Genomic DNA, 24,800 nt, shown 5'->3' on the forward strand with positions numbered 1-24,800 from the left:
ACCGCGCGTCAGCCGTGCAGCCCGTGCGCGGTCATCAGGCGGTACAGCGTCGCGCGCGAAATGCCCAGTTCCGCCGCAACGTCCGCATGCTGGTGGCGGTGGCGCAGCAGCGTTTCCTCGATCGCGCGCCGCTCGGCCTGCCGGCGCACTTCGGCGAGCGTCGGCAGCGGCCGCGACGTGTACTGGTGCAGTTCGAGATCGGCGGCCGAGATCATCGGGCCGTTCGTCATCACGACCGCGAACCGGATCCGGTTGATCAGCTCGCGCACGTTGCCGGGCCACGGATAGTTGTGGATCGCCTCGACCGCGCACGGCATGAAGCCGCGAATCCGGTACGCACTGTCGCCGCGATAGCGTCGCAGCATGTCATCGGCGAGCAGCATGATGTCGCGGCCGCGCACGCGCAGCGGCGGCTCGTCGATGCGCAGCACGCACAGGCGGTAGTACAGGTCGGCGCGGAACCGCCCCGCCTGCATCGCGGCCTCGAGATCGACGTGGGTCGCCGACACGATCCGCACGTCCACCGGGATCGACGCGTGCCCGCCGAGCCGCTCGATCCTGCCTTCCTGCAGGAACCGCAGCAGGCTCGCCTGGCTCTCGAACGGCATGTCGCCGATTTCGTCGAGAAACAGCGTGCCGCCATGCGCGGCCTCGATGCGGCCGACCTTGCGCTGGTGTGCACCCGTGAACGCGCCGCGCTCGTGACCGAACAGTTCGGCCTGCAGCAGCGTCGACGGAATGGCCGCGCAGTTCACGGCGACGAACGGCGCCGCGGCGCGCGCCGACTGCCGGTGGATCGCCGCCGCCGTCAGTTCCTTGCCGGTGCCCGATTCGCCGGCGATGAACACGGTGGTATCCGTGTTCGCGACCTTGCGGATCGTCGCGAACAGCCGGCGCATCGCATCGCACGAACCGATCATCGTGCCGTCGGGCGGCGGCGCCTCCGCGGCCGGGTCGCCGTCCGCAAGCTTCAGCATCCCGTACGCATGGCCGGCGAGATAGCCGATCGTCGTATAGGCCGTCGTGTTGCGCACGTAGTCGAAACAGCAATGGCGGATCAGGCGTGCGATGGAAATGTCGCGCAGCCGCTCGCTGTCGGCGAGCGCAACCCAGCCGACGCGCGGGTCGCGCAGCAGCGCCTCGAACGACGCGGCGTCGGGCGACGCGAAGCTGGCGAAATCGACGATGCCCGCGTGCGGGCGGTTCGCCTTGACGAGATTCAGTGCGTCCGCAACGGTTTTAGCGCACCACACGTCCCAGCCGCGCAACGCGAGACAGTCGGCGAGCGCTGCATCGTGCCGCTGCGACAGGTAGACGAGCGGCCGCGACGGCACGACATGGTTGCACCGGATCGCGAGGAACGGCATCGTGCCGGCCTCGCGTTCGACATCCTGCGGGCCTGACACCCTGATCTGGCAGCTATGGTTCACGATGGCCTCGCCGCTTTGGGTTGTATGTCGGGACGGCCGTTGCCGGTTCGCGTGTGACGGGGTCTCGTAGTCCCGCGGCGCGGCGCCGGCCTGTCCTCGGATTGATGTTTCGTTACCGGCAGAAAACGACACGCTGCATGTAGATCTGCGGCTCGACGACCGGCTTCGCCGCCCGGTTCAGATCGTCGCGATAGGCGCGGTAGGTCTTGCCGTTTACCGTCACGTCCGTCGCGCGGGCCGTCTCGATCCTGTCGAGCCCGTTGCGCTGCCACTCGCTCACCCTGCCAGCCGCCGACATGCTCGACTCGCCGGCGATCTTCTGCGTGATCGCGCTGCCGTCGCTCCACGGCTGCGTCTGCATGTCCTCGGCGTGCTGCATCGCGCCGACCGTCTTGCCCGTCGGCGTCGGCCCGTTTTGCGCTTCGAACGGCGCGCCGCGGCCGTACACCGGCGATCGCCACGACGGCGCGTGACCTTCCTCGGGCATCATGTAAATCATCTGCGGGTCGCCGACCATCATCATCGGCACGCATGCCGTGTTGTCGGGTCGGCCTAGCGTCGTCAGTGCCTGCTGGACGCTCGCGGCGTTCGCAAGGGTCTGCTCGCTCAGGATGACGAAGACCGCCGGATTCTGGAAAACCGACTGCGCAGCGGCTTGCACGCTGACCAGCAGCAAAGCGACCAAAAAGATCCTCATGATTGAGGCCTCCTTGCATCCTCGTCACGCAAAAAGAGGTGTTGACCTCGGGGATCGGACCAACACCCGTCAAACCGGGAACGGCCGTCGCGCATCGGGTCCGAACGGCAGCCGTGCGTCCGGCGTTCCGGTCGCACGGCTGCCCGACCCGCGTACTCACGACGACGTGCTCGTCGAGATGACCGCCGGCGCCGGCGCGGCCGGTGCAGCCGGTGCGGCCCGCTGGTCGACCGTGGCCGGCGGCAACGCCTTCGCCGGATCGGTCAACGCCGACATGTCGGCAGGCTGCGCCGGTGCGGCCGCGGATTCGACCGCGTCCGGCACCTTCGCGTCGGCGGCCGGCATGTCGGCTGCCGGTGCGGCAGCGGCAGGCTGCGCAGCTTGCGGCGCGGGCGCTTCGGCAGCTGCTTGCAGCGCCGGCTCGGCGGCCTTCGCATCGGCCGCGGGCGCCGCGACGACGGCAGCAGCCGGCGTCGGTTCGGCAACCGGCGCGACAGCGGCTTGCGCTGCGTTGTCGGTCGCGACCGGCATCGGCTCCGGCGCCTTGTCGGCGACAGCCGGCGCAGGCTCGGGAGCCTTGTCGGCGACGGCCGGCGCGGGCTCGGAGGCCTTGTCGGCTACAGCCGGCGCGAGCTCGGGAGCTTTGTCGGCGACAGCCGGCGCAGGCTCGGGAGCCTTGTCGGCGACAGCCGGCGCAGGCTCGGAGGCCTTGTCGGCTACAGCCGGCGCAGGCTCGGGGAGCTTGTCGGCGACAGCCGGCACAGCGACGATGGCCGCGGCGGGCACCGCACTCATCGCGGCCGGCGCAGCAGCGGCCGGTGCGACAGCTGCAGCGACAGCCGGCGCGGCGGCAACCGCCGGTACTGCCGCGGCAACCGGTGCGACAGCAGCGGGCACGACGGCCGCCGCTTGCGACGCCTTCGCGGCAGCCGCCTGCGCGGCATCCGGCACCTTGCTGGCGACGGTCGGCGCGGCGATCGCCGGCACGGGCACCGGAACCGGAATCGGCGCCGCCTGCACCGCGGTCGTCGCCACCGGGCGCGCCTGCGCCTGCGCCTGCGCCTGCGCCGGCGCAGGCGCAGGCGCAGGCGCGGCAGCGTCGAGCGGCGGCAGGCCCATGCGGTTGCGCACGATCGGATCGTGATACTTCACGTCGTCGGCGACGGTCGCTTCGACGCTGGGCGCGACATTCGAACGTGCGAGCGGCGCGGTCGTGCCCGGGCACAGGTGCCCGGTCGCTTCCACCGCGCGCCGGTTCGCGTCGCTCTGGCAGAGCAGCGCGAGCGCCACGTCGGTCAGGCCCATCGCGCGGAATTCGCGCGCATCGAGACGACGGACACAGGCCTGGTCGACCAGCGTCGTGCCGCCCGTCGCACCGAACCCCGGGAACGACACGCCGACGCTCACCGACCCCATGCAGGTGTCGGACAACGTGGTCGTGAGGCCGGGCGCCTGGATGGACGGGTTCGTCTTGATCGTCTGCGTACCCGAGTAGTTGACGTTTTCCGATATCTGGGTGTTGTACGGGTTGGTGCCGGGCGAGCCGGGCGCCTGGAGCGAGCTCACGCTCTGCGGCGTCACGTTCGAGCCGCCGCTCGTGCTGGACGGCATCGTCACGTTCACATTCACGCTCGAATTGCCGCTGCCGCGAACCCCGCTGCTGCTGGCGGCATTGCCGCCGCGCGAGCTCGTGGTGTTGGTGTTCATGCTCGAGCCGCCGCCCTGGCTGATCGCCGTCGACGACGTCGAGGACTGCGCGCTCGAAGTCGAATCCGCGGTTTGTGCCTGGGCACCGATCGTGGTCATCGCGAACATCGCCGCACATGCCACCTTGATCCTGTTGCTGTTCATTTCACTCTCCGGACGAGGTTTTGACCTCCCACCCAGGCAACCGTACTAATTCCCCTGAATGACTTCAGTCTTTGCTGCTTCCCCGAACTGCTTCCAGCCACTGCCCAGCTGGGACCACGAGCCGGCCGACATGCCCTGCCACTGCTGGGCGCCCGGTCCGCCGATGGCACTGCCCGACGAAAGCGTTTGTCGTTCTGACGGTTTGATTGTCTGGTCAGGGTTGTTTGACGTCTGCATATTCGATTGCACACCATCGGCAGCACGGTCAGCGCCATACGCCGTCAGAGACGCGAGCATCAGAGCGGCGGCAATCAGTTTCTGCTTCATGCCAACTCCTTACGTGACAACAATGCGGGAAAAGAGACCAGCGTCGCTGGGAAACTGGTCCCCCCCACACCTGACTAATGACTGCTTCCGGTCGCGCTCGAACTGCCCTGGCTTCCGCCCGATGCGGACGGCGAGCCGGCCGGACCGGTACTCCATACGGTCGACGAGTTGTAGTGATTCGAACCCGCGATCGCGCCTGACCCGCCACTGCCCGTCAACCCGGCAGCACCCGCGTTGGCAATGCCCTGGTCGTTCGCACCCGTAGCCGTGTAGTGGTTCGCGCCGAGTACGATCGTGGCGGTCACCCCTCCCGACAGCGCATTCGCGTTCTCGTTCGTGCTGCCGTTTCCACCGAACGAGCCTGCGGCACCGATACCGCCGCCTGCCGCGAACGCGCCCCCGTTCGTGCCCGAACCGCTGGCCGTCGAGGTCGAGTTGTGGAAGGCGGATGCCGTGCCGGCGGAACCGGCGGGTGTCACGGTACTTCCTGCATTCGCGCCCGCCGTCGAAGTCGAATTGCTGGTATAGCTGCCGGACCCGACCAGCACCGAACCGGAAACACCCGCTGCAACGGATTGCGTCTGGTTGGTGGTGAACGAACCGGCGGCCAATGCAGCCGACGAGATGACGGTGAGCGCTGTCGCTAATATGACGTTGGCTTTCATAGCAATCCCTTGCTGTGAGGAAGTTCGGCGGTGGCGGAGCCGGGCCTGCCCGCATACAGCGAAACCCGGCATCCGTACCGCCAGCCAATGACGAACGCTACGCGCCGCGGCTTAGTGGTGAATCGTCCAGCCGATCGAACCGGCATTCGCGCCGCTCGTGCCACCAGCCTGTGCGCCGCCGAAGCCGAAGCCGCTGACCGACGACGATTGCGTGTGGTTGGTGTACGAGATCGAACCGCTGCCCGGGCCGCCGGCAACCGCAGCGGCTGCGCCGAGTGCCGCGCCGGAATCGGTCGCGGTGAAATGACCGAACCCGGCAACACCGGCCATCGTCGAACCGCCGCTCGTCGAGTTGCTGCTCGACACCGTGCCGCTGGCTGCGAACGCTGCACCCGAAACGGCCAGAACTGCTGCTGCAATGAGAAGCTTCTTCATGGTCGACTCCATAACGGCGTGGACGAAATGAGCCGGGAAGATTGCACGCCATCAATCTTCCTGACTTGAGCAATCCTAAAAAATAAGGATCACTATCAAATTACGAGATTCCTGTTTTCTTTGAAATCCAGGTCTTTTGGATTTTTTGTCCAGGTTAAGTTTAGTTTTGTGTTTTTTAAGTTGTCCAAAACTTATGATCGCGTGCTTTCCATTATTTTTACGAATATTGAATATTTCACGAAAACACGCCAATTCGATTAACCGGAATGACGAACACACATTGCCGGCCCGCGATTTTCGACACCCCGTCTGAAACAAATGCCGGCACCGGCACCCGTTTCCGGAATCGAAAATGCGCGAATACATTTACCACCGCAAAATGCAGCGCCGCTCAAAATGCGCTCTTTAGCCGAGCGAAAAATGGCCTGCATTGCAGCCAGACGGCATGTCTGCTCCCTGAGGGAGCGACGAAAGGTTTCCGGATAATCCGGCCGACAGGCGTTCGATCTAATCCGGCCGGCACCGGTATTGACCCGGCGCGATCGAAACTGCCTTGCACGGTTGAAGACGAATCGGCGTCACGCTGTCCGGCACGAACAGGCTGACCCATCCGGGTGAACTGAATGATGGCGAGCACCGCTGTCGCCAGGTTGCCGCACGGAGCGACAACCGCTCCAGCACGCGGAGCGTGCGGAGGGCGGGAAATCGGCAAGGCGCGACCCGCGACGCTGGCACTGCGTCGCAAGCGATACCCCGAACTTTCCGACTACCCCTTTGGTGCGCAAAGAACGCGCCGATCAAGCCACTGCTTATAGTCTTCATCGCCGTTTCCCCGACTGGCTTATTGACGAGTTGGCCGCCCCCACATCGTTGTTGCATCGTGTCGACCGCTCGCCGGTGCGTCTAGTAGCGCAAGCAGCGTGCCACGCGTTATTCCACCGCTCATTGCGCGCGCCGAACGGCCGCCGCGCCGGCTCGAATCGCCGGGAACGTAACTTTTTGTTTCAGGAATGTATCGCGACAACGGTCGGGCACACGCGCCGATCGTTGCGCATCGCGAAGCAATGCCACGATTTGACGGACGAATCCGGCGCGCCGGCCCTCGCCGGACGGCCAGGAGAACGAGTGTTTCAAACTTGAGAAGCGCGCTGTCACGCATCGCCCGCTGCATCCGTTTTTTTCGCTTGCGAACCGTGCGTCGCGACACGTTCGACCGGCCTCCAATGCCCGGACGAACGGGAATCGAAGCGTGCGGAGCCCCGTTCTGCAAGCCCGCGCGGCCGCCTCCGATGTGCCTGCGACACGCATTCGTCCCGACCGGCGAAATGATTTTGATTCAACTTTGAAAATGCCGACGCGATCACGTGACATGATTTTGTCATCCAGACCATTCCCGGCGTAATAACTAAAACAAATGCAAACGCGCAATCCAGGCCGAAGCCGGCTCAGCAGTTTTTCATTTTCATTCACCCCCTTCACACCTTGATCCACCCGACGGGCAATACATCGAAGAAACATTTTTCAAGCAGCCACCCACGCTTTTCTCATCGTTGAAACACACCGATTCAACGCGCGATTTCGCGTCAAAAAATCCCACAAACGCCTGATTTACCGAAATTTTATTCGTATCGAACCACACCGATCCGGCCATCGCCCGAGGTATTTTCCTGTCCCCATCATTCACTCGTGAAACAAAAGCGCGCATATCGCGCGGCAATTTCACGCCCTCGCCCGCGCACCGCGGGTTTGCGTCGTTTACGGCGTGCCGATTGCCTGATTTCCGGTTCTCACCGAGCGGCACGCCACGGCAAACGGATTGCGGATGGCGGCCGCTCGTCTAACGACGTGTCGGGGGAAAAGGCGATGAAGATCACCACCGATCGAGCGGCGCTCGCGTCACGCGCAACGTCGAACGCGGCACGCTGCGCTTCGGCAGCGACGTCCTGCAGGCGCGGTCGTCTCGGAATAGCCGCTGGTCGCCAAGCGACGACCGGCGCCACGGCCCGGCGACGCACCGGCCGCGCGTTCGGGCCGGCCGCCGCCGCGTCAGCCGAGCAGTTCCTTCTTCCGCAGGTGCACGACGTCGCGCATCGGCGGCGCGCCGAACAGCCGGCTGTATTCGCGGCTGAACTGCGACGCGCTCTCGTAGCCGACCACGGCAGCCACCGACCCGACGTCGCCGCCCTGCCGCAGCAACAGCCGCCGCGCCTCGTGCAGCCGCAACTGCTTCTGGTACTGCAGCGGGCTCAGCGTCGTCACGTGCTTGAAATGGTGGTGCAGCGACGACACGCTCATGTTGACCGCCTGCGCGAGCGTCTCGACGCGCATCGGCTCCGCGTAGTGATCGCGGATCCATTCGATCGCACGCGCGATCCGGTGCGTCTGGCTGCCCGCGATCGCCATATGCCGCAGCCGCGTGCCCTGCCCGCTCGTCATCAGCCGGTACAGCAGTTCCTTTTCGATCAGCGGCGCGACGACCGGAATGTCGGCCGGCGTATCGAGCAATCGCAACAGCCGCAGCGCGGCGTCGAGCAGCGGCGGCGTCAGTTCGGCGAGTGCGATGCCTTCGCCTTCGGGGCCCGCGTCGGGCTCGGGCAGCCGCATCTCGGCCGCGAGCTCGACGATGCGCTGCGGATCGAGCGTCAGCGACAGGCACAGGTACGGCGCATCCGGCGACGCGCGCGTCACGCGCGACAGGATCGGCAAGTCGATCGACGTGATCAGGCAATTCTGCGTGTCGTATTCGTAGGCCTGGCCGGCCACGATCACGCGCTTCGCGCCCTGCGCGGCGATCACGAGCGCGGCACGCGACACGCCGCAGCCGAGATCGACCGGACGCGTGTGCCGATGCAGCATCAGGCCCGGCACAGCGGTCGAATGCGAGCCGTCCGCCGGCGCGAAGCGGCCGATCAGCGACGCCAGCTCGCGCCGCCCGGATTCGCGCGACGCCGCGATATCGGTCATGTCCATGACGAATCCTCGATTGATTTCCCCATGTCGCGGGAGCATAGCGAAACGGCCCACGGCGTGCCCGGGATTTGCAGGATTGTTCAATAAATTTGCAGGATTGGGTAGACGCAAAAACCGGCTGCTCGCGCACACTGCCCGCTAACCGGGCGCATGCCGGGTTTTCCCCACGGAGACAACCAAAATGCCTACCTCGTTTGTCCTCAACGGCAAGAACGTTACGCTCGACGCCGATCCGTCGATGCCCGTCCTCTGGGCGATTCGCGAACACGCAGGACTGACCGGCACGAAGTTCGGCTGCGGCATGGCGCAGTGCGGCGCGTGCACGGTGCATCTCGAAGGCCAGGCCGTCCGCTCGTGCGTGCTGCCGCTCGCCGGTATCGCCGGCAAGCACGTCACGACGATCGAGGGCCTGCAGAGCAAGCCCGCGCAGGCCGTCCAGGCCGCGTGGGTCAAGCAGCAGGTTCCGCAATGCGGCTATTGCCAGTCCGGCCAGATCATGTCGGCCACCGCACTGCTCGAACAGAACCCGAAACCGACCGACGCGGACATCGACGCCGCGATGAACGGCAACCTGTGCCGCTGTGCGACCTACGCCCGCATCCGGGCCGCGATCCACGACGCGGCCGCGACGCTGGGAGCCTGACCATGACGATCGAACTCGACAACCGCGATTCGGTGCGTCCGTCGCGCCGCACGTTCCTGAAGGCCGCGGGCTCCGCAGCCGCGGTCAGCCTGACCATCGGCTTCGAATGGGCCGGCCTCGGCCGCCGCGCGCTCGCCGCGACCGCACCGGCCGCCGATTTCGCGCCGAACGCGTTCCTGCGCATCACGCCCGACGGCACCGTCACGGTCATCGCGAAGCACGTCGAAATGGGCCAGGGCGCGTATACGGGCATCGCGACGATCGTCGCCGAGGAACTCGACGCCGACTGGTCGAGCGTGCGCGTCGAAAGCGCACCGGCCGACGCGAAGCGTTATGCGAACCTCGCGTTCGGCACGATGCAGGGCACGGGCGGCAGCTCGGCGATGGCGAACTCGTGGCAGCAGCTGCGCGAAGCGGGCGGCAAGGCCCGCGCGATGCTCGTGTCGGCCGCCGCGGCCCGCTGGAAGGTGCCGGCCGGCGAGCTGACGACGGCCAATGGCGTCGTCACGCATGCGAAGAGCGGCAAGACGGCCGCCTACGGCACGCTCGTCGCCGACGCATCGAAGCTGCCCGTGCCGGACAAGGTCGTGCTGAAGCAGCCGGCCGATTTCAAGCTGATCGGCCAGCGGATTCCGCGCGTCGATGCATCGGCGAAATCGAACGGCACCGCGCATTTCACGCTCGACACGACCTTCCCCGGCATGCGCGTCGCGCTGCTGCAGCGCCCGCCGCGCTTCGGCGCGACGGTCAAGTCGTTCGACGCGACGGCCGCGAAGGCGGTGCCGGGTGTCGTGTCGGTCGTGCAGGTGCCGCGCGGCGTCGCGGTCGTCGCGACGGGCTTCTGGGCCGCGAAGCAGGGCCGCGACGCGCTGAAGGTCGAATGGGACGAAAGCAACGCCGAAAAGCGCGGCTCGGCCGAGATCATGCGCGAATACCGGCAGCTCGCGGAGAAGCCGGGCACGTCGGCGCGCAAGGACGGCGACGCCGACGCGGCGATCGCCGGCGCCGCGCGCAAGCTCAGCGCGACATACGAATTCCCGTATCTCGCGCACGCGCCGATGGAGCCGCTCGACGCGGTCGTCAAGCTGACGCGCAACGGCTGCGAAATTTGGGCCGGCGACCAGTTCCAGACGATCGACCAGGCGAACGCCGCCAAGGTCGCGGGCCTGAAGCCCGAGCAGGTGAAGATCCACACGCTGTACGCGGGCGGCAGCTTCGGCCGGCGCGCGAACGCGTGGTCGGACTATGTGGTCGAGGCCGTGTCGATCGCGAAGGCGCTCGGCGCGGACGGCAAGCCCGTCAAGCTGCAGTGGACGCGCGAGGACGACATCCAGGGCGGCCTCTATCGGCCGATGTACTTCCACAAGCTCGACGCGGGCCTGACCGCGGACGGCAAGCTGGTCGGCTGGCGCCACCGGATCGTCGGCCAGTCGATCCTCGCCGGCACGCCGTTCGAGGCGTTCATGGTCAAGAACGGCATCGACGCGACGTCGGTCGAGGGCGCGGCGAACCTGCCGTACGCAGTGCCGAACGTGTCGGTCGAGCTCACCACCGCGAAGACGGGCGTGCCCGTGCTGTGGTGGCGCGTGGTCGGCAGCTCGCACACGGCCTACGCGGTCGAGGCGTTCATCGACGAAGCCGCGCACACGGCCGGCAAGGATCCGTACGCGTTCCGCCGCGACCTGCTCGCGAAGGAGCCGCGCATGCGCGCGGTGCTGGAGCTGGCCGCGCAGAAGGCCGGCTGGGATCCGGCCAAGCCGCTGCCGAAAGGCCGCGGGCGCGGGATCGCGGTCGCCGAGGCGTTCAAGAGCTATGTCGCGCAGGTGGCCGAGGTGTCGGTCGACGCGGACGGCAAGGTGAAGGTCGAGCGCGTGGTGTGCGCGGTGGATTGCGGGATCGCGATCAATCCCGACATCGTCGCCGCGCAGATGGAAGGCGGCATCGGCTTCGGGCTCGGTGCGGCGCTGCACAGCGCGATCACGCTGAAGGACGGCCAGGTCGAACAGCGCAACTTCGACGGCTACAACGTGCTGCGGATGGCCGAGATGCCGAAGGTCGAGGTGTATATCGTGCCGTCGGCCGAAGCGCCGACCGGGGTCGGCGAGCCGGGCGTCGCGCCGATCGGGCCGGCGGTCGCGAACGCGATCTTCGCGGCGACGGGCAAGCGGCATTACGTGCTGCCGTTCGATTCGGCGGATAGCGCGAAGGCTTGATGGGGGGGTGACGACGCTGGCCGCGGGGCGAAAGTTGCCCTGCGGCCAGCGCTTTTCAACGCGTCGCCGAAGACCTTATGCTCATTCGAGCAGAGGCCTCATGGCACGCCCCGCCAGCCGCGCTCACTCCTGCTCGACCTCTGGCCAAAGCCTCGGAAAGAGAAACCGGAGGCCACTCAGCGGCAATCCAAAGGAAAGCTCGCCTCGATGCGAAGGCGAAGTCAGCAGCCCGCAATCCAGCAGCGACCGAACGATTCGGCGCGCCAGTACGTCGCTCACGCCCAGCATCTGGGCAAATTCCGCCCGCGTTACCGTTCGGCGCAGTGCCACAAACTCCATGGCCAGTGCCGCGGCTTCCGGTTTGATGACCGATTTTTCCGAACGGATGGTCCACGGATTGGCTTCCAGGTATCGCAGCAAATCCAGCAAACGCCCCGTCACCCCGTCGAACTCCGTCATATGCACCATGAAACCGACCTGGTCCTGGCAGCAGTCGAGAAAGAACCGCGCGAACTTGACCAGCCCTTCCTGGGATAGATTGCCCCGACCGTCCAGATCGTTACGCCGTGTCTGGTCGGCCTCGCTCAGCCGGGCGTAATACTGCTCATGCTCTCGCGCCAGCCCTCGAAGCGGCGACCAGAGACCGTGGGTCAGATCGGCAGCGCGTAATCCGAGATGCGAATGCAGACGTGCCACCCGGCCGTTACCGTCCATGAACGGGTGCACCCAGGTCAGACGATGATGCGAACAGGCGATACCGATCAGTTGATATTCCTTGGCGCGAATGCGGGCATAACGTGCGGCCCAGGCCTGAAGCAACGGGTCGATCATCTCCGGCTCCGGTGCCAGATGACGCCCAACCGTTACATCCAACCGACGAAATTCGCCTGGGACGATGACATCCCCCTCACCGGTGAGTCGCTCATCGTCGGGCAAGCCGGAAAAGAAGCGATCGTGAATGGCCGAAATTCGTGCCGGTTCGAATAGCGCGGCAACCGGAAGCGCATGCCACTCTTTCTCAAGCGCCGCTTCCGTTGCGATATGCGCGACCGCGAAGCGTTGCTTCTTGCGCTCGACGATATCGGTTGAATAATCCCGATGCAGCGCAGCCTCGATCTTTGCGGGCGTCGTATGCTGGCCTTCGATCTTGTTCGTGTAGTACGAATTCATGGCGCGCAACTGCGGCACGAGCGCGCTGGCCAGCGGAGTATCGCGTACGGCCAGCAACCGCTGCGAAGAGTCGATGAGCTCGGCGGCCTGCTCAAGCAGCGGATCGAGTACGCGATCCTCGGGAAACAACGGTTCGAAGGTAGCGACGGTCGTCATACTTCGCTGTCGGGTTCCATGTAGGGTTTGATGTCGGCAATTATAGCCACTTATCATACTGATTTATATAGACTTTCACTCGATCAGTGTAGGGTTCCATGTAGGGTTCCATGTAGAGTTTGTCTTGCCCGCCCCTTATCCAGACGGTGAGCGCGTTACCAGCCATTTCCCGCCTCCCCCACACGTTACGTCAGACGTAACGCCCGTAACGTCGCCCCTCGATGCTACGTAACAATTCTTCAAAATTGCTCCGCCCCCTTCCGCACCCGCCCCGCACGCCGCGTTAAAAATTCTTTTGAATTCAAGGCTTCACGCCGCCTGCCCCGGCGCGCTCCCCCGTCGGCGCCTGACCTTCCCCCCCCTGGCCCGGAAGTTGCAGTACATGACCCGCAAACACTCCTTTATGGACATGCGAGGGCCACCATGGATTGCAAATACCTGTACATCGACAACATAAAAATCAACTTCGTGCGCCGCACGATCGAAATCGACAACAAGGTCGTTGACGTTACGCCGCGCGAATTCGACGTCGTCGAATTCCTGCTCGACAACATGAACAAGGTCGTGCCGCGGCAGGCAATCCAGGAAGCCGTATGGGGCCGGGAACTCGCCGTGTCGTCGCGCACGCTCGATACCCATATCTCGCGGATCCGCTCGAAACTGCAGCTCGAACACGACAAGAACCTGCGGATCATCCCGATCTATGCGGTCGGCTATCGCCTCGTGCTGTTCGGTGCGGCCATGACGCACGTCGAGCGCCACGAAGCGGCGCCGATCCTGCGTGCCGCGCCGCCGGCCGTGATGGCCGCCGACTACGCCTGACGATTCACCCGCGCGCCGCCCGCTCGCGGCGCGCCAGCAGCACTCCCCCCACCGCGCTGTGCAGGTTCGCAGCGCTTCGCGTCCCGCCAGCCGGATGCGGCCACACGCCGCCGCGCATCGCGCTGCGCGGCATTCCATCACGCGGCGTCACGCTTCGTAGCGCCCCGCGCTCGCCGTCGCCGCGCGATGCACGCGACTACGGATTCCGGCGCGGCACGCGGCCATGGCCGTCCCTACAATCGACGCAGCAGCCGCGTGCCCGTCCGCGCCACCGGCCCCATAACAACCCGTCGAACCGACGCCGAATCCGCCCCGATCCCGCCGTGCCTGCGCAGTTCCTGACGAATGCCGACGCCGGCGACGCCGCGAACCGGGCCATGCCCGCCGCTTCCGTGCCGCCCGCCGCTGCTCCGGCAGCGGTCGCGCTCGACGCGTCGCCCTACCTGCCGCGCCTGTCCGCCGCCGCCGCGCGCGGGCTGTCGCACGCGTACTGCGCGACCGGCGCCGTTCCGGTCACGCTCGGCGAGCATGCGTACGAGCTGCGCTGGCGCATCGAGGCCGAGCCGGCCGCCGATGCGCACGCATATCGCTTCGTCGTCGGCCCGGCCACCGGCACGCTATGGATCGATCCGGTCGCGGAAACGGAATGGCTCGGCGACGCGGCCGACCCGGCCGTGCCGGCCGTGATCCGCGCGGCGCTGCTCGCCGACCTGTGCGCGCCGCTCACGGCCGTGCTGCAGGCCGCGACGCGGCAGCGCGTGGAACTGCTGCCGCCGCCCGCGAGCGCGCCCGCGTGGCGTGCATCGCCGGCCGCGCTGCGCTTCGAACTGCGGCGCGCCGACGGCGCATGGCGCTGCCACGGCGCACTGCTGTTCGACGCGCCCGATGCGCTGGCCGTGTTCTTCGCGGCCGCGCCGGCCGCGCTCGCCGGCACGCGCGCGGCCTACGCGAACCTGCCCGTGCCGCTCGTGTTCGAGATCGGCCGCACCGAGCTGACGATAGCCGAACTGGCCGACGTCGTCGGCGGCGACATCATCGCGATCGAGCGCTGGCAGGCGCACGAGCAGAACCTGCTGTGCGTCGCGCGGCTGCCTGCCGCGCCGGCGTGGGAGATCACCGGACGGCCGTCGGGCAACCGGCTGACCGTCGAACGAATCAGGGAGATGCCTTTGGAACCGACCCGCACCGACACCGCGCCCGCGACGGCGCACGACGCGCCGCCCGCCGATGCGCCGCGCACGCTCGACGGCCTCGCGGTCGACCTGCGCTTCGAACTGCCGCCCACGTCGATGCCGCTCGGCGAGTTGAGCGCGCTGCAGCCGGGCGCCGTGATCGAACTGCAGCAAGGCATCAACCAGAGCGTGATCCATCTGGTCGCGAACGGGATGCTGATCGGCACCGGCCATCTGATTGCAGTCGGCCAGAAACTCGGCGTGCGGGTCGTCACGCTGACGCAACCCGCGCCGCGCGAGCGCTGAGCGATGGGCAACCTGCCGAATCCGGTCGCGCTGATCGCGGTGATCGCCGCGCTCGGCATCGCGCCGTTCGCCGCGCTGATGGTGACGAGCTACACGAAGCTCGTGGTCGTTCTCGGCCTCCTGCGCTCCGCGCTCGGGATCCAGCAGGTGCCGCCGAACCTCGTGCTGAACGGCATCGCGCTGATCCTGTCGCTGTTCATCATGGCGCCCGTCGGGATGTCGATCCGCGACGCGCTGCAGGCGCGCCACTTCGACGCATCGGGGCAGCTGTCGACCGCCGACGTCGGCGCGCTCGCCGATGCCGCGCTGCCGCCGATCAAGGATTTCCTCGTGTCGCATACGCGGCAGCGCGACCGCGAATTCTTCGTGCGCACCGCGACGTCGGTCTGGCCGAAGAACCGCGCGGACGGCATCAAGGACGACGACCTGCTCGTGCTGGTGCCGAGCTTCACGCTCGCCGAGCTGACGAAGGCGTTCCAGATCGGTTTCGTGATCTATATCGTGTTCATCGTCGTCGACCTGCTGGTCGCGAACATCCTGCTCGCGCTCGGGATGCAGATGATCTCGCCGACGACGATCTCGGTGCCGTTCAAGCTGCTGCTGTTCGTCGCGCTCGACGGCTGGTCGCTGCTCGTGCACGGGCTCGTGCTGTCGTACCGCGTGGCGGGCGCGGGATGAATGCGCGCGGCCTGCGAACCGCCGCCGTGCACCTGTGCGCGCTGGTCGGGCTGCTCGTGCTCGCATTCGCCGGCATGCAGCCGCGCATCGCGCATGCGGCCAGCGGCGCGGGCTTCGCGCAACTCGCTCGCGCGTGTGCGCCGAACGTCGATCCCGACACGCTCGCCGCGCTCGTGCGCACCGAATCGGGCTTCAATCCGTACGCGATCGGCGTGGTCGGCGGCCACCTGGCGCGCCAGCCCGCGTCGCTCGACGAGGCACGCGCGACCGCGCGCGAGCTTGCGTCGCGCGGCTTCAGCTACAGCGTCGGCCTCGCGCAGGTGAACGAACGAAATTTCTCGAAATACGGGCTCGACGAAGCGACGATGTTCGAGCCGTGCCGCAACCTGCGGGCCGGCGGCGCGATCCTGACCGAATGCTTCGCGCGCTCGTCGGGCACCGGCCGCGCCGCGCAGGCCGCATTGCGCGCGGCGCTGTCGTGCTACTACAGCGGCAACTTCACGACCGGCTTCTCGAGCGGCTACGTGAGCCGCGTCGTCGCGAGCGCGCAACGCAACGCGCGCGAAGGCGGCGTCGAACCGATTCCGGTCGTAAGCGACACGCCGCCGCCCGAGCGCCGCCGGCGCACGGAAGCCGCCGCCGTCACGCCACCCGAACACGCGCGCCGGCTGGCGTCGCCCGCCGCGTCCGCCGATGCGCCTTCGTGTCACGCGCGCCCGGTGGTGATGATGTGCCGCGGGCTGCCGGCGAACCAGGCGAAGCGGCTGTGCGTGCGGTGTCTCGATCAGTGACCGGGTGCGGCGCGGGCGTGTGCGCGGGCCGTCGTCAGCAAGTCGAACGCCGCGTCACCCCGCCCGCTGCGCCTCCAGCCACGCCTGGAACATCAGCACCGTCCACAACTGATGCTGCCAGTTCATCCGCCCCGTCTGGTGCTGCCGCCACAGACGCTCGACCGCGGCCGCATCGAAGAAACCCTCTTCGCGCAACCGCGACGGCCGCAGCAGCGCCTCGGCCCAGTCGCGCAGCGAGCCGCGCAGCCAGTGATCGACGGGCGCGCAGAAGCCCTGCTTCGGCCGGTCGATCAGCGCCGACGGCACGTACTGGTCGAGCAGCCGGCGCAGCAGCGCCTTCGACTGCCCTTCCGGCAAGCGCACCGACGCCGGCACGCGCCACGCGAATTCGACGACGTGATGATCGAGAAACGGCATGCGCGTCTCGAGGCTCACGGCCATCGCCGCGCGGTCGACCTTCGCGAGAATGTCGGTCGGCAAATACGTGAGCGTGTCGATCGCCATCGCCTGCTCGGCGAAGCTCAGGTGCGCGGGCCACGCGGACACCGTGTCGAGCGGCGTCGGCGGCTCCTGCCCCGACAGCGCGATGCGCTCGGGATGATGCACCGACGACATCAGCAGCCGGTACAGGCCGATGCGGCTCTCGGCCGTCATCACATGGCCGAGCTTGTGCAGGCGGTCGCCGATGCGCGACGCCGATTCGCGCGCCTCCACGCCGCCCCATGCACCCTGTGCGACGGCCGCGAGCTGGTCCGCGTGATCGGGCCGCAGCGCATGCAGCGCGGCGGCGATCCGCGCGCGCACGGCGGCCGGCACTCGATGCAGCTTGCGCCACAGGCGCGGCGTCAGGAAGTAGCGCGTATATCCGCCGAACAGCTCGTCGCCGCCGTCGCCGGACAGGCTCACCTTCACATGCCGGCGCGTCAGCTCCGACACGAGAAAGGTCGGGATCTGCGAGGCATCGGCGAACGGCTCGTCGTAGATCGACGGCAGCTTCGGCACGACGCCGAGCGCATGGTCGGCCGTCACGTAAAGCTCGGTATGCCGCGTGCCGAGATGGCGCGCAACGGCCTTCGCGTAACCGGCTTCGTCGTAGCCGGCTTCATGGAAGCCGATCGTAAACGTGTCGACCGGCGTCGCCGATTGCGCCTGCATCAGCGCGACGATCGCCGACGAATCGACGCCGCCCGACAGGAACGCGCCGAGCGGCACGTCGGCTTCCATCTGCCGCGCGACGGCCTGGCGCAGGATCGCGTCGAGCTGGCCGACGGCCTCGTCGGCACTGCCCTCGAACGGCTGCTCGCGGCCGTTCTCGATCGCCTGTTCGAGCGTCCAGTACGCGCGCACGCGCGGCGTGTCGCGCGCATGCTCGAACTGGATGTACGTGCCGGGCGGCAGCTTGCGGATGCCGCGATAGATCGTGTACGGCGCGGGCACGCTCGACTGGCGCAGATACAGGCACAGCGCATCGCGGTCGACCGTGCCGTCGAAGCCCGGATAGCCGCGCAGCGCCTTCAGCTCCGACGCGAACACGAGCGCGTCGCCGATCCGGCCGTAGTAGAGCGGCTTCTCGCCGATCCGGTCGCGCGCGAGCGTCAGCACCCGCGACTCGCGATTCCACAGCGCGAACGCGAACATGCCGGTCGCGCGCCGCAGCGTCGCCTCGACGCCCCACGCGACGATCGCCGCGATCAGCACCTCGCTGTCGGAGTGGCCGCGCCACGCCGGTGCGCGACCCGCGCGCTCGAGCTCGGCACGCAGTTCGCGATGGTTGTAGATTTCGCCGTTGAAGACCATGACGTAGCGGCCGCACGCGGATGCCATCGGCTGTCGGCCATGCACCGACAGGTCGACGATCGCAAGCCGCCGGTGGCCGAGGGCGATGCCGGCTTCCGGATCGACCCAGATGCCCTGCCCGTCCGGCCCGCGATGCGCGAGGCTCGCCGTCATTCGCGCGAGCGTGCCGCGCGCTGTCTCCTCATCGCAGGCGACGCTATTCAGAAAGCCGTCGATTCCGCACATTTGATTTGTCTGCCCCTGTTGACCTGTTCCGTCACGCATGGCGCAACCTCGCGGCCCGCCGTCAGGCGTAACGGTCGAGCCATATTACGAAGAAATAATTCAGCAATAATTCACCGGTGAATTCCGGCGACGACCGGAAAAAAATGACGTCAAGCGCCGCGCGCGCATGACCGCGCAAAGGGCCATATTGAATTGGAACGGATGGCCGTGCAGGCCCGCTGTCCTGAATAAAGGGGACGGCATGGGGATATGCCCGCCGCGGTGTGCGTCAGACAGCGCCGGTCGCCCATTTCAGCAACTGCGCGACCTCGCGGAAATGCTGCTGCTGGATCGTGCCGTTCTCGGGTGTCGTCTCGTACAGCGCCTGCGCGAGCCCGACGTTCGCAAGCGTCGGGCGCAGCGCGTCGCGCGCGAGCCGCACGATCCGCTCGGCCGCCTCGCCTTCGCCGCGCGCGAGCACCCACGGCAGCGTGCCGATCCCGCCGTAATAGAGCGCGACCGCGACGCGCGGAGAATAGACGACCACCGACGCGAAACCGATCCGGTCCGGCAGCGACGCGAACTGCGCTTCGCGCGCGAGCTGCCGGCGCTTCGCCTCGATGTGCGGGTCGCCCTCGTCCTCCTTGTGCTCGCGTCGCACTTCGTCGATCGACATCTTCATCTTCTGGTTGAACTCGTGACGCTGATGCACGATGTCGATCAGCGCCATCACGATGTAGATCAGCGCGGCCCAGCCGAACAGCAGCATCAGCAGCTTCACGATCAGCGCGAGGATCGAGATCGGTCGCGTGAAACCCGACTGCACCGACGGGTCGAGCGACTCGACGATCAGCCAGCCGAGCGTCGCGGCGAGCAGCACCGTCTTCAGCAGCATCTTCGCGAGATTGACGAGGTTGCGCATCGACCACAGGTTCTTCAGCCCCGCGGCCGGATTAAGGCGCGACAGTTGCGGCATGAGGCGGCTCCACGCCATCACGCCGCCGACCTGCACGAAGCCCGCGAGCAGGCCGGCCAGCAGCCCGGCCGCGACGATCTGCGCGGACAGCGTCGCCCAGTCGCGCGCGGCGCCGTCGATCAGCACCGCGATCCGTGCCGACGGGTCGGCCGCGCCGATCGCGTCGAACACGAGCCGGAACAGCGACTGCAGCCGCGCGAACAGCGCGCCGATTCCGACCGCGAGCGCGACGCATACGCCGACGAAGAACGCCGACGAAATCGTTTCCGCGCTCTTCGGCACGTCGCCTTTCTCGCGCGCCTCGCGCAGGCGCTTCGCGGTCGGCTTCTGGTCCTTTTCGGCCATGTCGGCTCCGTCGCGCGCTCAGGCGCCGCCGTGCGCGGCGAACAGCGCGCGCAGCAGCGCCATCAGCCCGCTGTCGGGGCTCAGCAGCGAATGCAGCGCCGCGTACACCACCGGCAGGAACAGCACCATCATCAGCAGCGCGAGCGCGCTCTTCAGCGGCTGCGAGAACACGAAGATGTTGAGCTGCGGCACCGCGCGCCCGACGAGGCCGATGCCGAGCTCGACGAGCACCAGCACGATCGTCACCGGCGCGGCGAGCTTCACCATCCATTCGAAGATCGTATCGGTCTGCCGCACGATGAAGGTCTGCAGCATCGACGAGAAATCGGGGCCGAGCGAGCCGATCGGCCACCACGCATACGACTGCGCGAACAGTTGCACGAGCACCTGCAGGCCGCCGGCCGTGACGAACAGCGCGATCGCGACGAAATTGAGGAAGCCCGAGGTCGGTCCGCCCTCGTGGCCGCCCATCGGATCGAAGAACGCGGCGCTGCCGCTGCCCGTCTGGAAGTCGATCAGGTAGCCGACGCCCTGGATCGCGAACAGCACCGCGCTGAACGCGCCCGCGAGCAGCATGCCGACCACCGCCTCCTTCGCGACGAGCAGGCACCACATCAGGAACGGCAGCGCGGCCACCTGCGCGGAGTCGATCGCCGGCGCGACGAACGCGGCGATCACGACGGCGATCCCGTTGCGCACGAGCCCCGTGATGATCTGCTCGTTGAACACCGGCACGACGAACATGATCGGCAACAGGCGCGGCATCACGTAGAGCAGCGGCCGCAGCGTACCCGCGACGTCGTTGAAACCCGCGGCCTGGTCTAGCATCGGCGCTCCGCGGCGGCGGGCGGCTCGGGGTCGTCGGCCGGGGCGGTTGAGGCGGTTGAAGCGGCTGTGTCGCCCATGTCGGTCACGTCGGCCGAGCCGGCTTCCGCATCGGCCGGCCGGGCGGCCATCTCCGCGTCGAACGCGGCGGCCGCTTCCGGCTGCGCGGCCGCGTGGCCGGCCACGTCGCCCGCCGCGCCTGACCATACCCCGGCCGTCGCGAAGCGCCGCACCGCGTAGCCGTCCGCGACTTCGTCGGCATCGCGCTCGACCCGCGCGGCACGCGCGTGCAGCGCCTTCTCGCCGGCCTTGTCGAGCTTGTCCTCGGCGGCCTTCGCCTTGCGCGCGGCGCGCTGCAGGTCGGCCAGCGTCGCCTCGTGGCCGCGATGCACGTGCGCGGCCTCGCTCACCGACGCGTTCGCGGTGCCGATGTGCCGGTCGAACGTGCGCGTATCGGCCGCCGCGTTCTGCAGCACGCGCGCCTCGCGCACGTCGTCGGCAAGACGCGTCTGGATCGCGGCCTTCGCGGCCACCTGCTGCGCGAGCTGCGCGTGCGCGGCGTCGAGCGCGCGGCGGCTCTGCGCGGCGATGCCCTGCTGGCGCGCGGCCGCGACGCGCGCGATCTGGCTGCGCATCTCGCGCACGCGCTTCAGGCGCGCGAGCGTGACGAGCACGAGGCGGTCGTCGGCTTCAGACATGATCGTTCGCCAGCTTCGTCAGCTTCGCGAGCAGCGCGTCGAAGCGCACGTCCTCGTGCGACGCCTGCGCGCAGAACGCGCCGATCGCGTCGCGCGCACGCAGCGCGAGATCGCCGAGCCGGTCGCTGCCTTCGCGATACTCGCCGATCTGCACGAGCAGTTCGATCTCCTGGTACTTCGCGATCAGCTCGCGTACGCGCGCGGCCGCCTGCTGGTGCGCGCGGCTCGCGACGAGCGGCATCACGCGCGACAGGCTCGCGAGCACGTCGATCGCCGGATAGCGGTTCGCGAGCGCGATCTTGCGCGACAGCACGATATGGCCGTCGAGGATCGAGCGCACTTCCTCGGCGATCGGGTCCGATTCCTCGTCGCCTTCGACGAGCACCGTGTAGAGCGCGGTGATCGACCCGCTCGCGCCCTGCCCCGCGCGTTCGAGCAGGCGCGGCAGCACCGCGAACGTCGACGGCGGGAAGCTGCGCCGCGTCGGCGGCTCGCCGCTCGCGAGGCCGACCTCGCGCTGCGCGCGCGCGAAGCGCGTCAGCGAATCGACCAGCAGCAGCACGCGCTTGCCCGCATCGCGGAAGTGCTCGGCAATCGCGGTAGCGACGAGCGCGGATTTCACGCGCTCCATCGCGGGGCGATCGGACGTCGACACGACGACGATCGAGCGCGCGCGCACCTCGGGCGACAAACTGTGCTCGATGAATTCGCGCACCTCGCGGCCGCGTTCGCCGACCAGCGCGATCACGTTCACGTCGGCCTGCGCGCCGCGCGCGATCATCCCGAGCAGCGTGCTCTTGCCGACGCCCGACGGCGCGAAGATGCCGACGCGCTGCCCGACGCCGAGCGTCATCAGCCCGTCGATCACGCGCACGCCGGTCGGAAACGGCGTGTCGATCATCCGGCGCGCGAGCGGGTTCGGCGGGTCCTGCTGCGTCGACACCCACGCGGCGCCCGTCACCGGCCCGCGATCGTCGAGCGGCCGGCCGAGCCCGTCGAGCACGCGGCCGAACAACCCTTCTCCCACCGGAAACACATGCTCGCGCCCGGACGGCACGACGGTCGTTTCCGGCGACAGCCCGGCCACGTCGCCGAGCGGCGTGAGCAGCGTCGTCTGCCGCGAAAAGCCGACCACTTCGGCGAGCAGCGTCGGCTGGTTCGGCGTGCGAAGTTCGCAGATCTCGCCGAGCCGCGCGCGGATGCCCGTCGCATTCAAGATCTGACCGACCGCGTGATTGACGCGGCCCTGCACCGATACCGGCGAGAAAAACGCGAGCCCCGCGTCGAGTTCGCCGACGAGGCGGCCGCGATCGAACGGCGCGCCGTCGTCGTCGCCGCTGCCGAACGGCTGCGTTTCGTCGAGCGGCGCGTTCATCGCGCGGCGCCCTTCAGCGCGTCGCGGCGGATCGCCTGGCGCAGCGCGTCGATCTGCAGGTCGAGGCTCGCGTCGATGCGCCCGGACGGCGTCTCGACCGTGCACGCATGGCGTTCGAGCTGCGCATCCTCGACGATGCGGATCTTCTGCCGGTTCGATTGCCCCGCGAATGCGCCGTCGAGCGCGTCGCGCATCTCGTCCTTGCGGCCCGGCGCGACATGCACGACCAGAAACGCCTCGTCGCGCACGAGCGGCGCGATCCGCGCCAGCGCGGCCTCGTACAGCTTCTGCGTGCTCATCTCGCCGACGATCGCGCGCACGGCCTTCACGACGATATCGGCCATCGCGTCCTTCATCGTCTCCATCGTGCGCGCGGCGGCGAGCGCCTGCGTGTACGCCTGCGCGGCCTGCTCGCGCTGCGCGCGGCGCATCCCTTCGTCGTAGCCGGCCGCCTGCCGCTTGTCGAATTCGCGCTGCGCGTCGGCGACGATGCGCGCGGCCTCGTCGTGCGCGGTCGCGATCACCGCGGACGCGTCGAGCAGCGCCGCGTATTCGCGCTCCTTGAGCACCTTGCGCTCCGACAGCAGCTGCAGGTTGTCGCTCGTGATCAGAAAAGCCAGTCCCATGACGCAAGCCTCTCGGGAATCAGAAACAGAAACATCAGTTCGCCGAACTGGTCGCGCTGCGCGCGGTTCAGCCAGTACGGCGCTTCGTCGTCAATCGCGCGGTTGAACTTCAGGCGCGTGCGCCGCGCGACCGCGTCGCCTGCCACGCCGATGAAATCCGCGAGCAGCCGTCCGCCGCGTGCGCGGATCACGACGGGCAGCGCGGCGGGATCAGCGCGCCACGGTTCGAGCGTATCCGCGAGCGCGCCGAATTCCGGCGCGCGTTCGAGCGCGAGTTCCAGCGCGTCGCCGCCGAGCCGGGCCGCGATTTCCGCGCGGATGCGCCGCACGGTCAGCGCATCGCGCAGCCAGTTGCGATGCAGCAGCAGCCCCGCATACGACGCCAGTTGCTCGAGCGCCGCGCCGGGCAGCAGCGCGAGCCGCGCGCACGGGTTCGCGACGTCGAAGTCGTGCCGGTCGGCCACGCCGTGCACGTCGAGCAGGTGCCGCGCGAGCAGCTTGCGGCCGGCCGCGCCGAACGCGTCCGGCGAGCGGTAGCGCGCGGGCCAGTCGGCTGGCACGCGCGTCACGTGCAGATAACGGTCGGGCCGCAGGTTGAAGTCGCAGACGAGCGCATGAAACGCGGCACGGCGCGCGGCTGGCGGCGGCGCGAGCGGCTGCAGCCACGGCAGCGGCGCCGTATCGGACGGGGCGGCCGCGTCAGCCGGTGGTGCATGCGGATCGCTCATGCGCCATCGCGCGCGCCGTCCGGCGTGCGCAGACCGCCGCCGGCCGGCTGCCCGGATGCCGGCTGCGCGGACGCGCCGCCATTGGCGCCGCGCGGCGCGCCGAGCAGGCCCGCGAGCCGCGCGCCGAACATTCCGCGCCGCGCCGCCGACAGCGCGATCACCGCGCAGGTCAGCAGGATCAGCGCAAACACGAGCCAGCCGAGCGGCGAGCGCAGCCGCACGATATCGGTCACCGCGCTGCCGATCCCGTCCACGCGCGCTGCTTGCGCGGCGGCCGGCTGCAGGAACAGCGACACGTTGTCGTACTGCAGCCCTTCGATGCTGTGCGCGACGAGATCCTTGACCATCGGCGCCATCGCGCGCAGGTCGACGCCCGACCGATAGCGGATGTATACGGCCGCCGACGACGGCTTGATCTTGTCCGCGAGCGGATCGTTCTCCGGAATCACGACCTGCACGCGCGCGACGACCACGCCCTCGATGTCCTGCAGCGTGCGCGACAGGTCCTGCGATACGCCGTACAGATAGCGCACACGCTCCTCGGCCGGCGTCGACACGAGGCCCTGCTTCTGGAACAGCTCGCCGAGGCTCGCATAACTCGGCTTCGGCAGCCCGTTCGCCTGCAATACCGTGAGCGCCGACTGCATGTCGCCGTCCGCTACGCTCACGAGCCATGCGTTGCGGTCCGACGTGTCGCGCGCGTCGTTGTCCTTCGACGCGCTGATGCCCGCGTCGCCGAGCACCGCGACCATCTGGTTCGCATCGCGCTCCGACAGGCCCGAGTACAGCTCCTTCTGGCACCCGGCCAACAGCACGAGCAGCCCCGCGAGCAGCGCGCGCGCCGCCCGGCTGCGCCACGCATGCGCGCGCGGCGTCGAATCGATCGTCGTCATCGTTTGT

23 protein-coding genes are annotated in these 24,800 nt (G+C 68.1%); 7 read left to right on the forward strand and 16 right to left on the reverse strand.

The features are described from left to right. Positions 1–8: 8 nt before the first annotated feature. The 3 genes from MRS60_RS22240 to MRS60_RS22250 form a co-directional block, all read right to left on the reverse strand. The gene (locus MRS60_RS22240) at positions 9–1,430 is read right to left on the reverse strand and encodes a sigma-54 dependent transcriptional regulator (RefSeq protein WP_243566700.1); all 1,422 of its coding nucleotides are present in this window, start codon (positions 1,428–1,430) and stop codon (positions 9–11) included. Positions 1,431–1,542: 112 nt separating this feature from the next. Further along, positions 1,543–2,127 carry a hypothetical protein gene (locus MRS60_RS22245; protein ID WP_034180492.1) on the reverse strand — a complete coding sequence of 195 codons (585 nt, stop codon included), beginning with the start codon at positions 2,125–2,127 and terminating at the stop codon, positions 1,543–1,545. 156 nt (positions 2,128–2,283) lie between these two features. Beyond that, on the reverse strand, positions 2,284–3,738 hold the full coding sequence (locus tag MRS60_RS22250) for a chemotaxis protein CheA (protein WP_243566866.1): 1,455 nt from the start codon (positions 3,736–3,738) through the stop codon (positions 2,284–2,286). On the opposite strand from MRS60_RS22250, the gene MRS60_RS22255 reads away from it, so the two are divergent. Next, positions 3,725–4,027: a hypothetical protein gene (locus MRS60_RS22255; RefSeq protein ID WP_233344627.1), complete on the forward strand. Its 303-nt coding sequence runs from the start codon at positions 3,725–3,727 to the stop codon at positions 4,025–4,027. The genes MRS60_RS22250 and MRS60_RS22255 overlap by 14 nt on opposite strands. Here the strand turns inward: MRS60_RS22255 and MRS60_RS22260 are convergent. The 4 genes from MRS60_RS22260 to MRS60_RS22275 all read right to left on the reverse strand — a co-directional run bounded on the left by MRS60_RS22260 (position 4,024) and on the right by MRS60_RS22275 (position 8,375). Continuing rightward, positions 4,024–4,305, reverse strand: a complete 282-nt coding sequence (locus MRS60_RS22260; protein WP_034180494.1) for a hypothetical protein — start codon at positions 4,303–4,305, stop codon at positions 4,024–4,026. The genes MRS60_RS22255 and MRS60_RS22260 overlap by 4 nt on opposite strands. Positions 4,306–4,379: 74 nt before the next feature. After that, the gene (locus tag MRS60_RS22265) at positions 4,380–4,970 is read right to left on the reverse strand and encodes a hypothetical protein (RefSeq protein ID WP_034180495.1); all 591 of its coding nucleotides are present in this window, start codon (positions 4,968–4,970) and stop codon (positions 4,380–4,382) included. Between the two features lie 111 nt (positions 4,971–5,081). After that, positions 5,082–5,405, reverse strand: a complete 324-nt coding sequence (locus MRS60_RS22270; RefSeq protein WP_034180982.1) for a hypothetical protein — start codon at positions 5,403–5,405, stop codon at positions 5,082–5,084. 2,046 nt (positions 5,406–7,451) lie between these two features. Further along, positions 7,452–8,375 (reverse strand): AraC family transcriptional regulator, encoded by a 924-nt coding sequence (locus tag MRS60_RS22275; RefSeq protein ID WP_034180496.1) that lies wholly within the window; start codon positions 8,373–8,375, stop codon positions 7,452–7,454. A gap of 181 nt (positions 8,376–8,556) precedes the next feature. On the opposite strand from MRS60_RS22275, the gene MRS60_RS22280 reads away from it, so the two are divergent. Both MRS60_RS22280 and MRS60_RS22285 read left to right on the forward strand, forming a co-directional pair. Continuing rightward, positions 8,557–9,018, forward strand: a complete 462-nt coding sequence (locus MRS60_RS22280; protein ID WP_034180497.1) for a (2Fe-2S)-binding protein — start codon at positions 8,557–8,559, stop codon at positions 9,016–9,018. A 2-nt stretch (positions 9,019–9,020) separates the two neighbouring features. Next, positions 9,021–11,231, forward strand: a complete 2,211-nt coding sequence (locus MRS60_RS22285; protein ID WP_175747378.1) for a xanthine dehydrogenase family protein molybdopterin-binding subunit — start codon at positions 9,021–9,023, stop codon at positions 11,229–11,231. A 123-nt stretch (positions 11,232–11,354) separates the two neighbouring features. Here the strand turns inward: MRS60_RS22285 and MRS60_RS22290 are convergent, their stop codons facing one another. Further along, entirely contained in the window at positions 11,355–12,557 is a 1,203-nt protein-coding gene (locus tag MRS60_RS22290) for a Fic family protein (RefSeq protein WP_105391119.1), read from the reverse strand. A gap of 423 nt (positions 12,558–12,980) precedes the next feature. Here MRS60_RS22290 and MRS60_RS22295 point away from each other — a divergent pair, with 423 nt between their 5' ends. The 4 genes from MRS60_RS22295 (at position 12,981) to MRS60_RS22310 (ending at position 16,326) form a co-directional block, all read left to right on the forward strand. After that, entirely contained in the window at positions 12,981–13,379 is a 399-nt protein-coding gene (locus tag MRS60_RS22295; RefSeq protein WP_105391120.1) for a winged helix-turn-helix domain-containing protein, read from the forward strand. Between the two features lie 323 nt (positions 13,380–13,702). Then, on the forward strand, positions 13,703–14,857 hold the full coding sequence (gene sctQ, locus MRS60_RS22300) for a type III secretion system cytoplasmic ring protein SctQ (protein ID WP_243566701.1): 1,155 nt from the start codon (positions 13,703–13,705) through the stop codon (positions 14,855–14,857). Positions 14,858–14,860: 3 nt separating this feature from the next. Then, a complete protein-coding gene (gene sctR, locus MRS60_RS22305; RefSeq protein WP_034180501.1) occupies positions 14,861–15,535 on the forward strand; it encodes a type III secretion system export apparatus subunit SctR in 675 nt (224 codons plus the stop codon). Next, positions 15,532–16,326 carry a lytic transglycosylase domain-containing protein gene (locus MRS60_RS22310; protein ID WP_243566702.1) on the forward strand — a complete coding sequence of 265 codons (795 nt, stop codon included), beginning with the start codon at positions 15,532–15,534 and terminating at the stop codon, positions 16,324–16,326. The genes sctR and MRS60_RS22310 overlap by 4 nt, the downstream gene beginning before the upstream one ends. Before the next feature lie 54 nt (positions 16,327–16,380). Here MRS60_RS22310 and asnB read toward each other — a convergent pair whose 3' ends face one another. From asnB to sctJ, 8 genes are all read right to left on the reverse strand, one after another. Next, complete coding sequence (gene asnB, locus MRS60_RS22315) at positions 16,381–18,348, reverse strand: asparagine synthase (glutamine-hydrolyzing) (RefSeq protein WP_034180503.1); 1,968 nt, start codon at positions 18,346–18,348, stop codon at positions 16,381–16,383. Between the two features lie 268 nt (positions 18,349–18,616). Further along, positions 18,617–19,648 carry an EscU/YscU/HrcU family type III secretion system export apparatus switch protein gene (locus MRS60_RS22320; protein WP_105391123.1) on the reverse strand — a complete coding sequence of 344 codons (1,032 nt, stop codon included), beginning with the start codon at positions 19,646–19,648 and terminating at the stop codon, positions 18,617–18,619. Positions 19,649–19,666: 18 nt separating this feature from the next. After that, positions 19,667–20,476: a type III secretion system export apparatus subunit SctT gene (gene sctT, locus MRS60_RS22325; protein WP_034180505.1), complete on the reverse strand. Its 810-nt coding sequence runs from the start codon at positions 20,474–20,476 to the stop codon at positions 19,667–19,669. Next, entirely contained in the window at positions 20,470–21,171 is a 702-nt protein-coding gene (locus MRS60_RS22330; protein ID WP_243566703.1) for a hypothetical protein, read from the reverse strand. The genes sctT and MRS60_RS22330 overlap by 7 nt, the downstream gene beginning before the upstream one ends. After that, on the reverse strand, positions 21,164–22,546 hold the full coding sequence (gene sctN / locus MRS60_RS22335) for a type III secretion system ATPase SctN (protein ID WP_243566704.1): 1,383 nt from the start codon (positions 22,544–22,546) through the stop codon (positions 21,164–21,166). Before sctN ends, MRS60_RS22330 begins: the two co-directional genes overlap by 8 nt. Continuing rightward, positions 22,543–23,172 carry a type III secretion system stator protein SctL gene (sctL, locus tag MRS60_RS22340; protein WP_034180508.1) on the reverse strand — a complete coding sequence of 210 codons (630 nt, stop codon included), beginning with the start codon at positions 23,170–23,172 and terminating at the stop codon, positions 22,543–22,545. The genes sctN and sctL overlap by 4 nt, the downstream gene beginning before the upstream one ends. Next, on the reverse strand, positions 23,154–23,900 hold the full coding sequence (locus MRS60_RS22345) for a SctK family type III secretion system sorting platform protein (RefSeq protein WP_034180509.1): 747 nt from the start codon (positions 23,898–23,900) through the stop codon (positions 23,154–23,156). Before MRS60_RS22345 ends, sctL begins: the two co-directional genes overlap by 19 nt. Beyond that, a complete protein-coding gene (gene sctJ / locus MRS60_RS22350) occupies positions 23,897–24,793 on the reverse strand; it encodes a type III secretion system inner membrane ring lipoprotein SctJ (RefSeq protein WP_034180510.1) in 897 nt (298 codons plus the stop codon). Before sctJ ends, MRS60_RS22345 begins: the two co-directional genes overlap by 4 nt. Positions 24,794–24,800 lie beyond the last annotated feature (7 nt).

Source organism: Burkholderia pyrrocinia, assembly GCF_022809715.1.
GTDB lineage: Bacteria > Pseudomonadota > Gammaproteobacteria > Burkholderiales > Burkholderiaceae > Burkholderia > Burkholderia pyrrocinia_C.

Coding starts and splice junctions, on each gene's coding strand:
- sctJ (WP_034180510.1), bottom strand. CDS start 24,793: ATGACGACGATCGATTCGACGCCGCGCGCGCATGCGTGGCGCAGCCGG.
- MRS60_RS22285 (WP_175747378.1), top strand. CDS start 9,021: ATGACGATCGAACTCGACAACCGCGATTCGGTGCGTCCGTCGCGCCGC.
- MRS60_RS22275 (WP_034180496.1), bottom strand. CDS start 8,375: ATGGACATGACCGATATCGCGGCGTCGCGCGAATCCGGGCGGCGCGAG.
- MRS60_RS22290 (WP_105391119.1), bottom strand. CDS start 12,557: ATGACGACCGTCGCTACCTTCGAACCGTTGTTTCCCGAGGATCGCGTA.
- MRS60_RS22310 (WP_243566702.1), top strand. CDS start 15,532: ATGAATGCGCGCGGCCTGCGAACCGCCGCCGTGCACCTGTGCGCGCTG.
- MRS60_RS22320 (WP_105391123.1), bottom strand. CDS start 19,648: ATGGCCGAAAAGGACCAGAAGCCGACCGCGAAGCGCCTGCGCGAGGCG.
- MRS60_RS22330 (WP_243566703.1), bottom strand. CDS start 21,171: ATGTCTGAAGCCGACGACCGCCTCGTGCTCGTCACGCTCGCGCGCCTG.
- sctT (WP_034180505.1), bottom strand. CDS start 20,476: ATGCTAGACCAGGCCGCGGGTTTCAACGACGTCGCGGGTACGCTGCGG.
- MRS60_RS22345 (WP_034180509.1), bottom strand. CDS start 23,900: ATGAGCGATCCGCATGCACCACCGGCTGACGCGGCCGCCCCGTCCGAT.
- MRS60_RS22265 (WP_034180495.1), bottom strand. CDS start 4,970: ATGAAAGCCAACGTCATATTAGCGACAGCGCTCACCGTCATCTCGTCG.
- MRS60_RS22260 (WP_034180494.1), bottom strand. CDS start 4,305: ATGAAGCAGAAACTGATTGCCGCCGCTCTGATGCTCGCGTCTCTGACG.
- MRS60_RS22280 (WP_034180497.1), top strand. CDS start 8,557: ATGCCTACCTCGTTTGTCCTCAACGGCAAGAACGTTACGCTCGACGCC.
- sctL (WP_034180508.1), bottom strand. CDS start 23,172: ATGGGACTGGCTTTTCTGATCACGAGCGACAACCTGCAGCTGCTGTCG.
- MRS60_RS22295 (WP_105391120.1), top strand. CDS start 12,981: ATGGATTGCAAATACCTGTACATCGACAACATAAAAATCAACTTCGTG.
- asnB (WP_034180503.1), bottom strand. CDS start 18,348: ATGTGCGGAATCGACGGCTTTCTGAATAGCGTCGCCTGCGATGAGGAG.
- sctR (WP_034180501.1), top strand. CDS start 14,861: ATGGGCAACCTGCCGAATCCGGTCGCGCTGATCGCGGTGATCGCCGCG.
- MRS60_RS22245 (WP_034180492.1), bottom strand. CDS start 2,127: ATGAGGATCTTTTTGGTCGCTTTGCTGCTGGTCAGCGTGCAAGCCGCT.
- sctN (WP_243566704.1), bottom strand. CDS start 22,546: ATGAACGCGCCGCTCGACGAAACGCAGCCGTTCGGCAGCGGCGACGAC.
- MRS60_RS22250 (WP_243566866.1), bottom strand. CDS start 3,738: ATGCCGTCCAGCACGAGCGGCGGCTCGAACGTGACGCCGCAGAGCGTG.
- MRS60_RS22270 (WP_034180982.1), bottom strand. CDS start 5,405: ATGAAGAAGCTTCTCATTGCAGCAGCAGTTCTGGCCGTTTCGGGTGCA.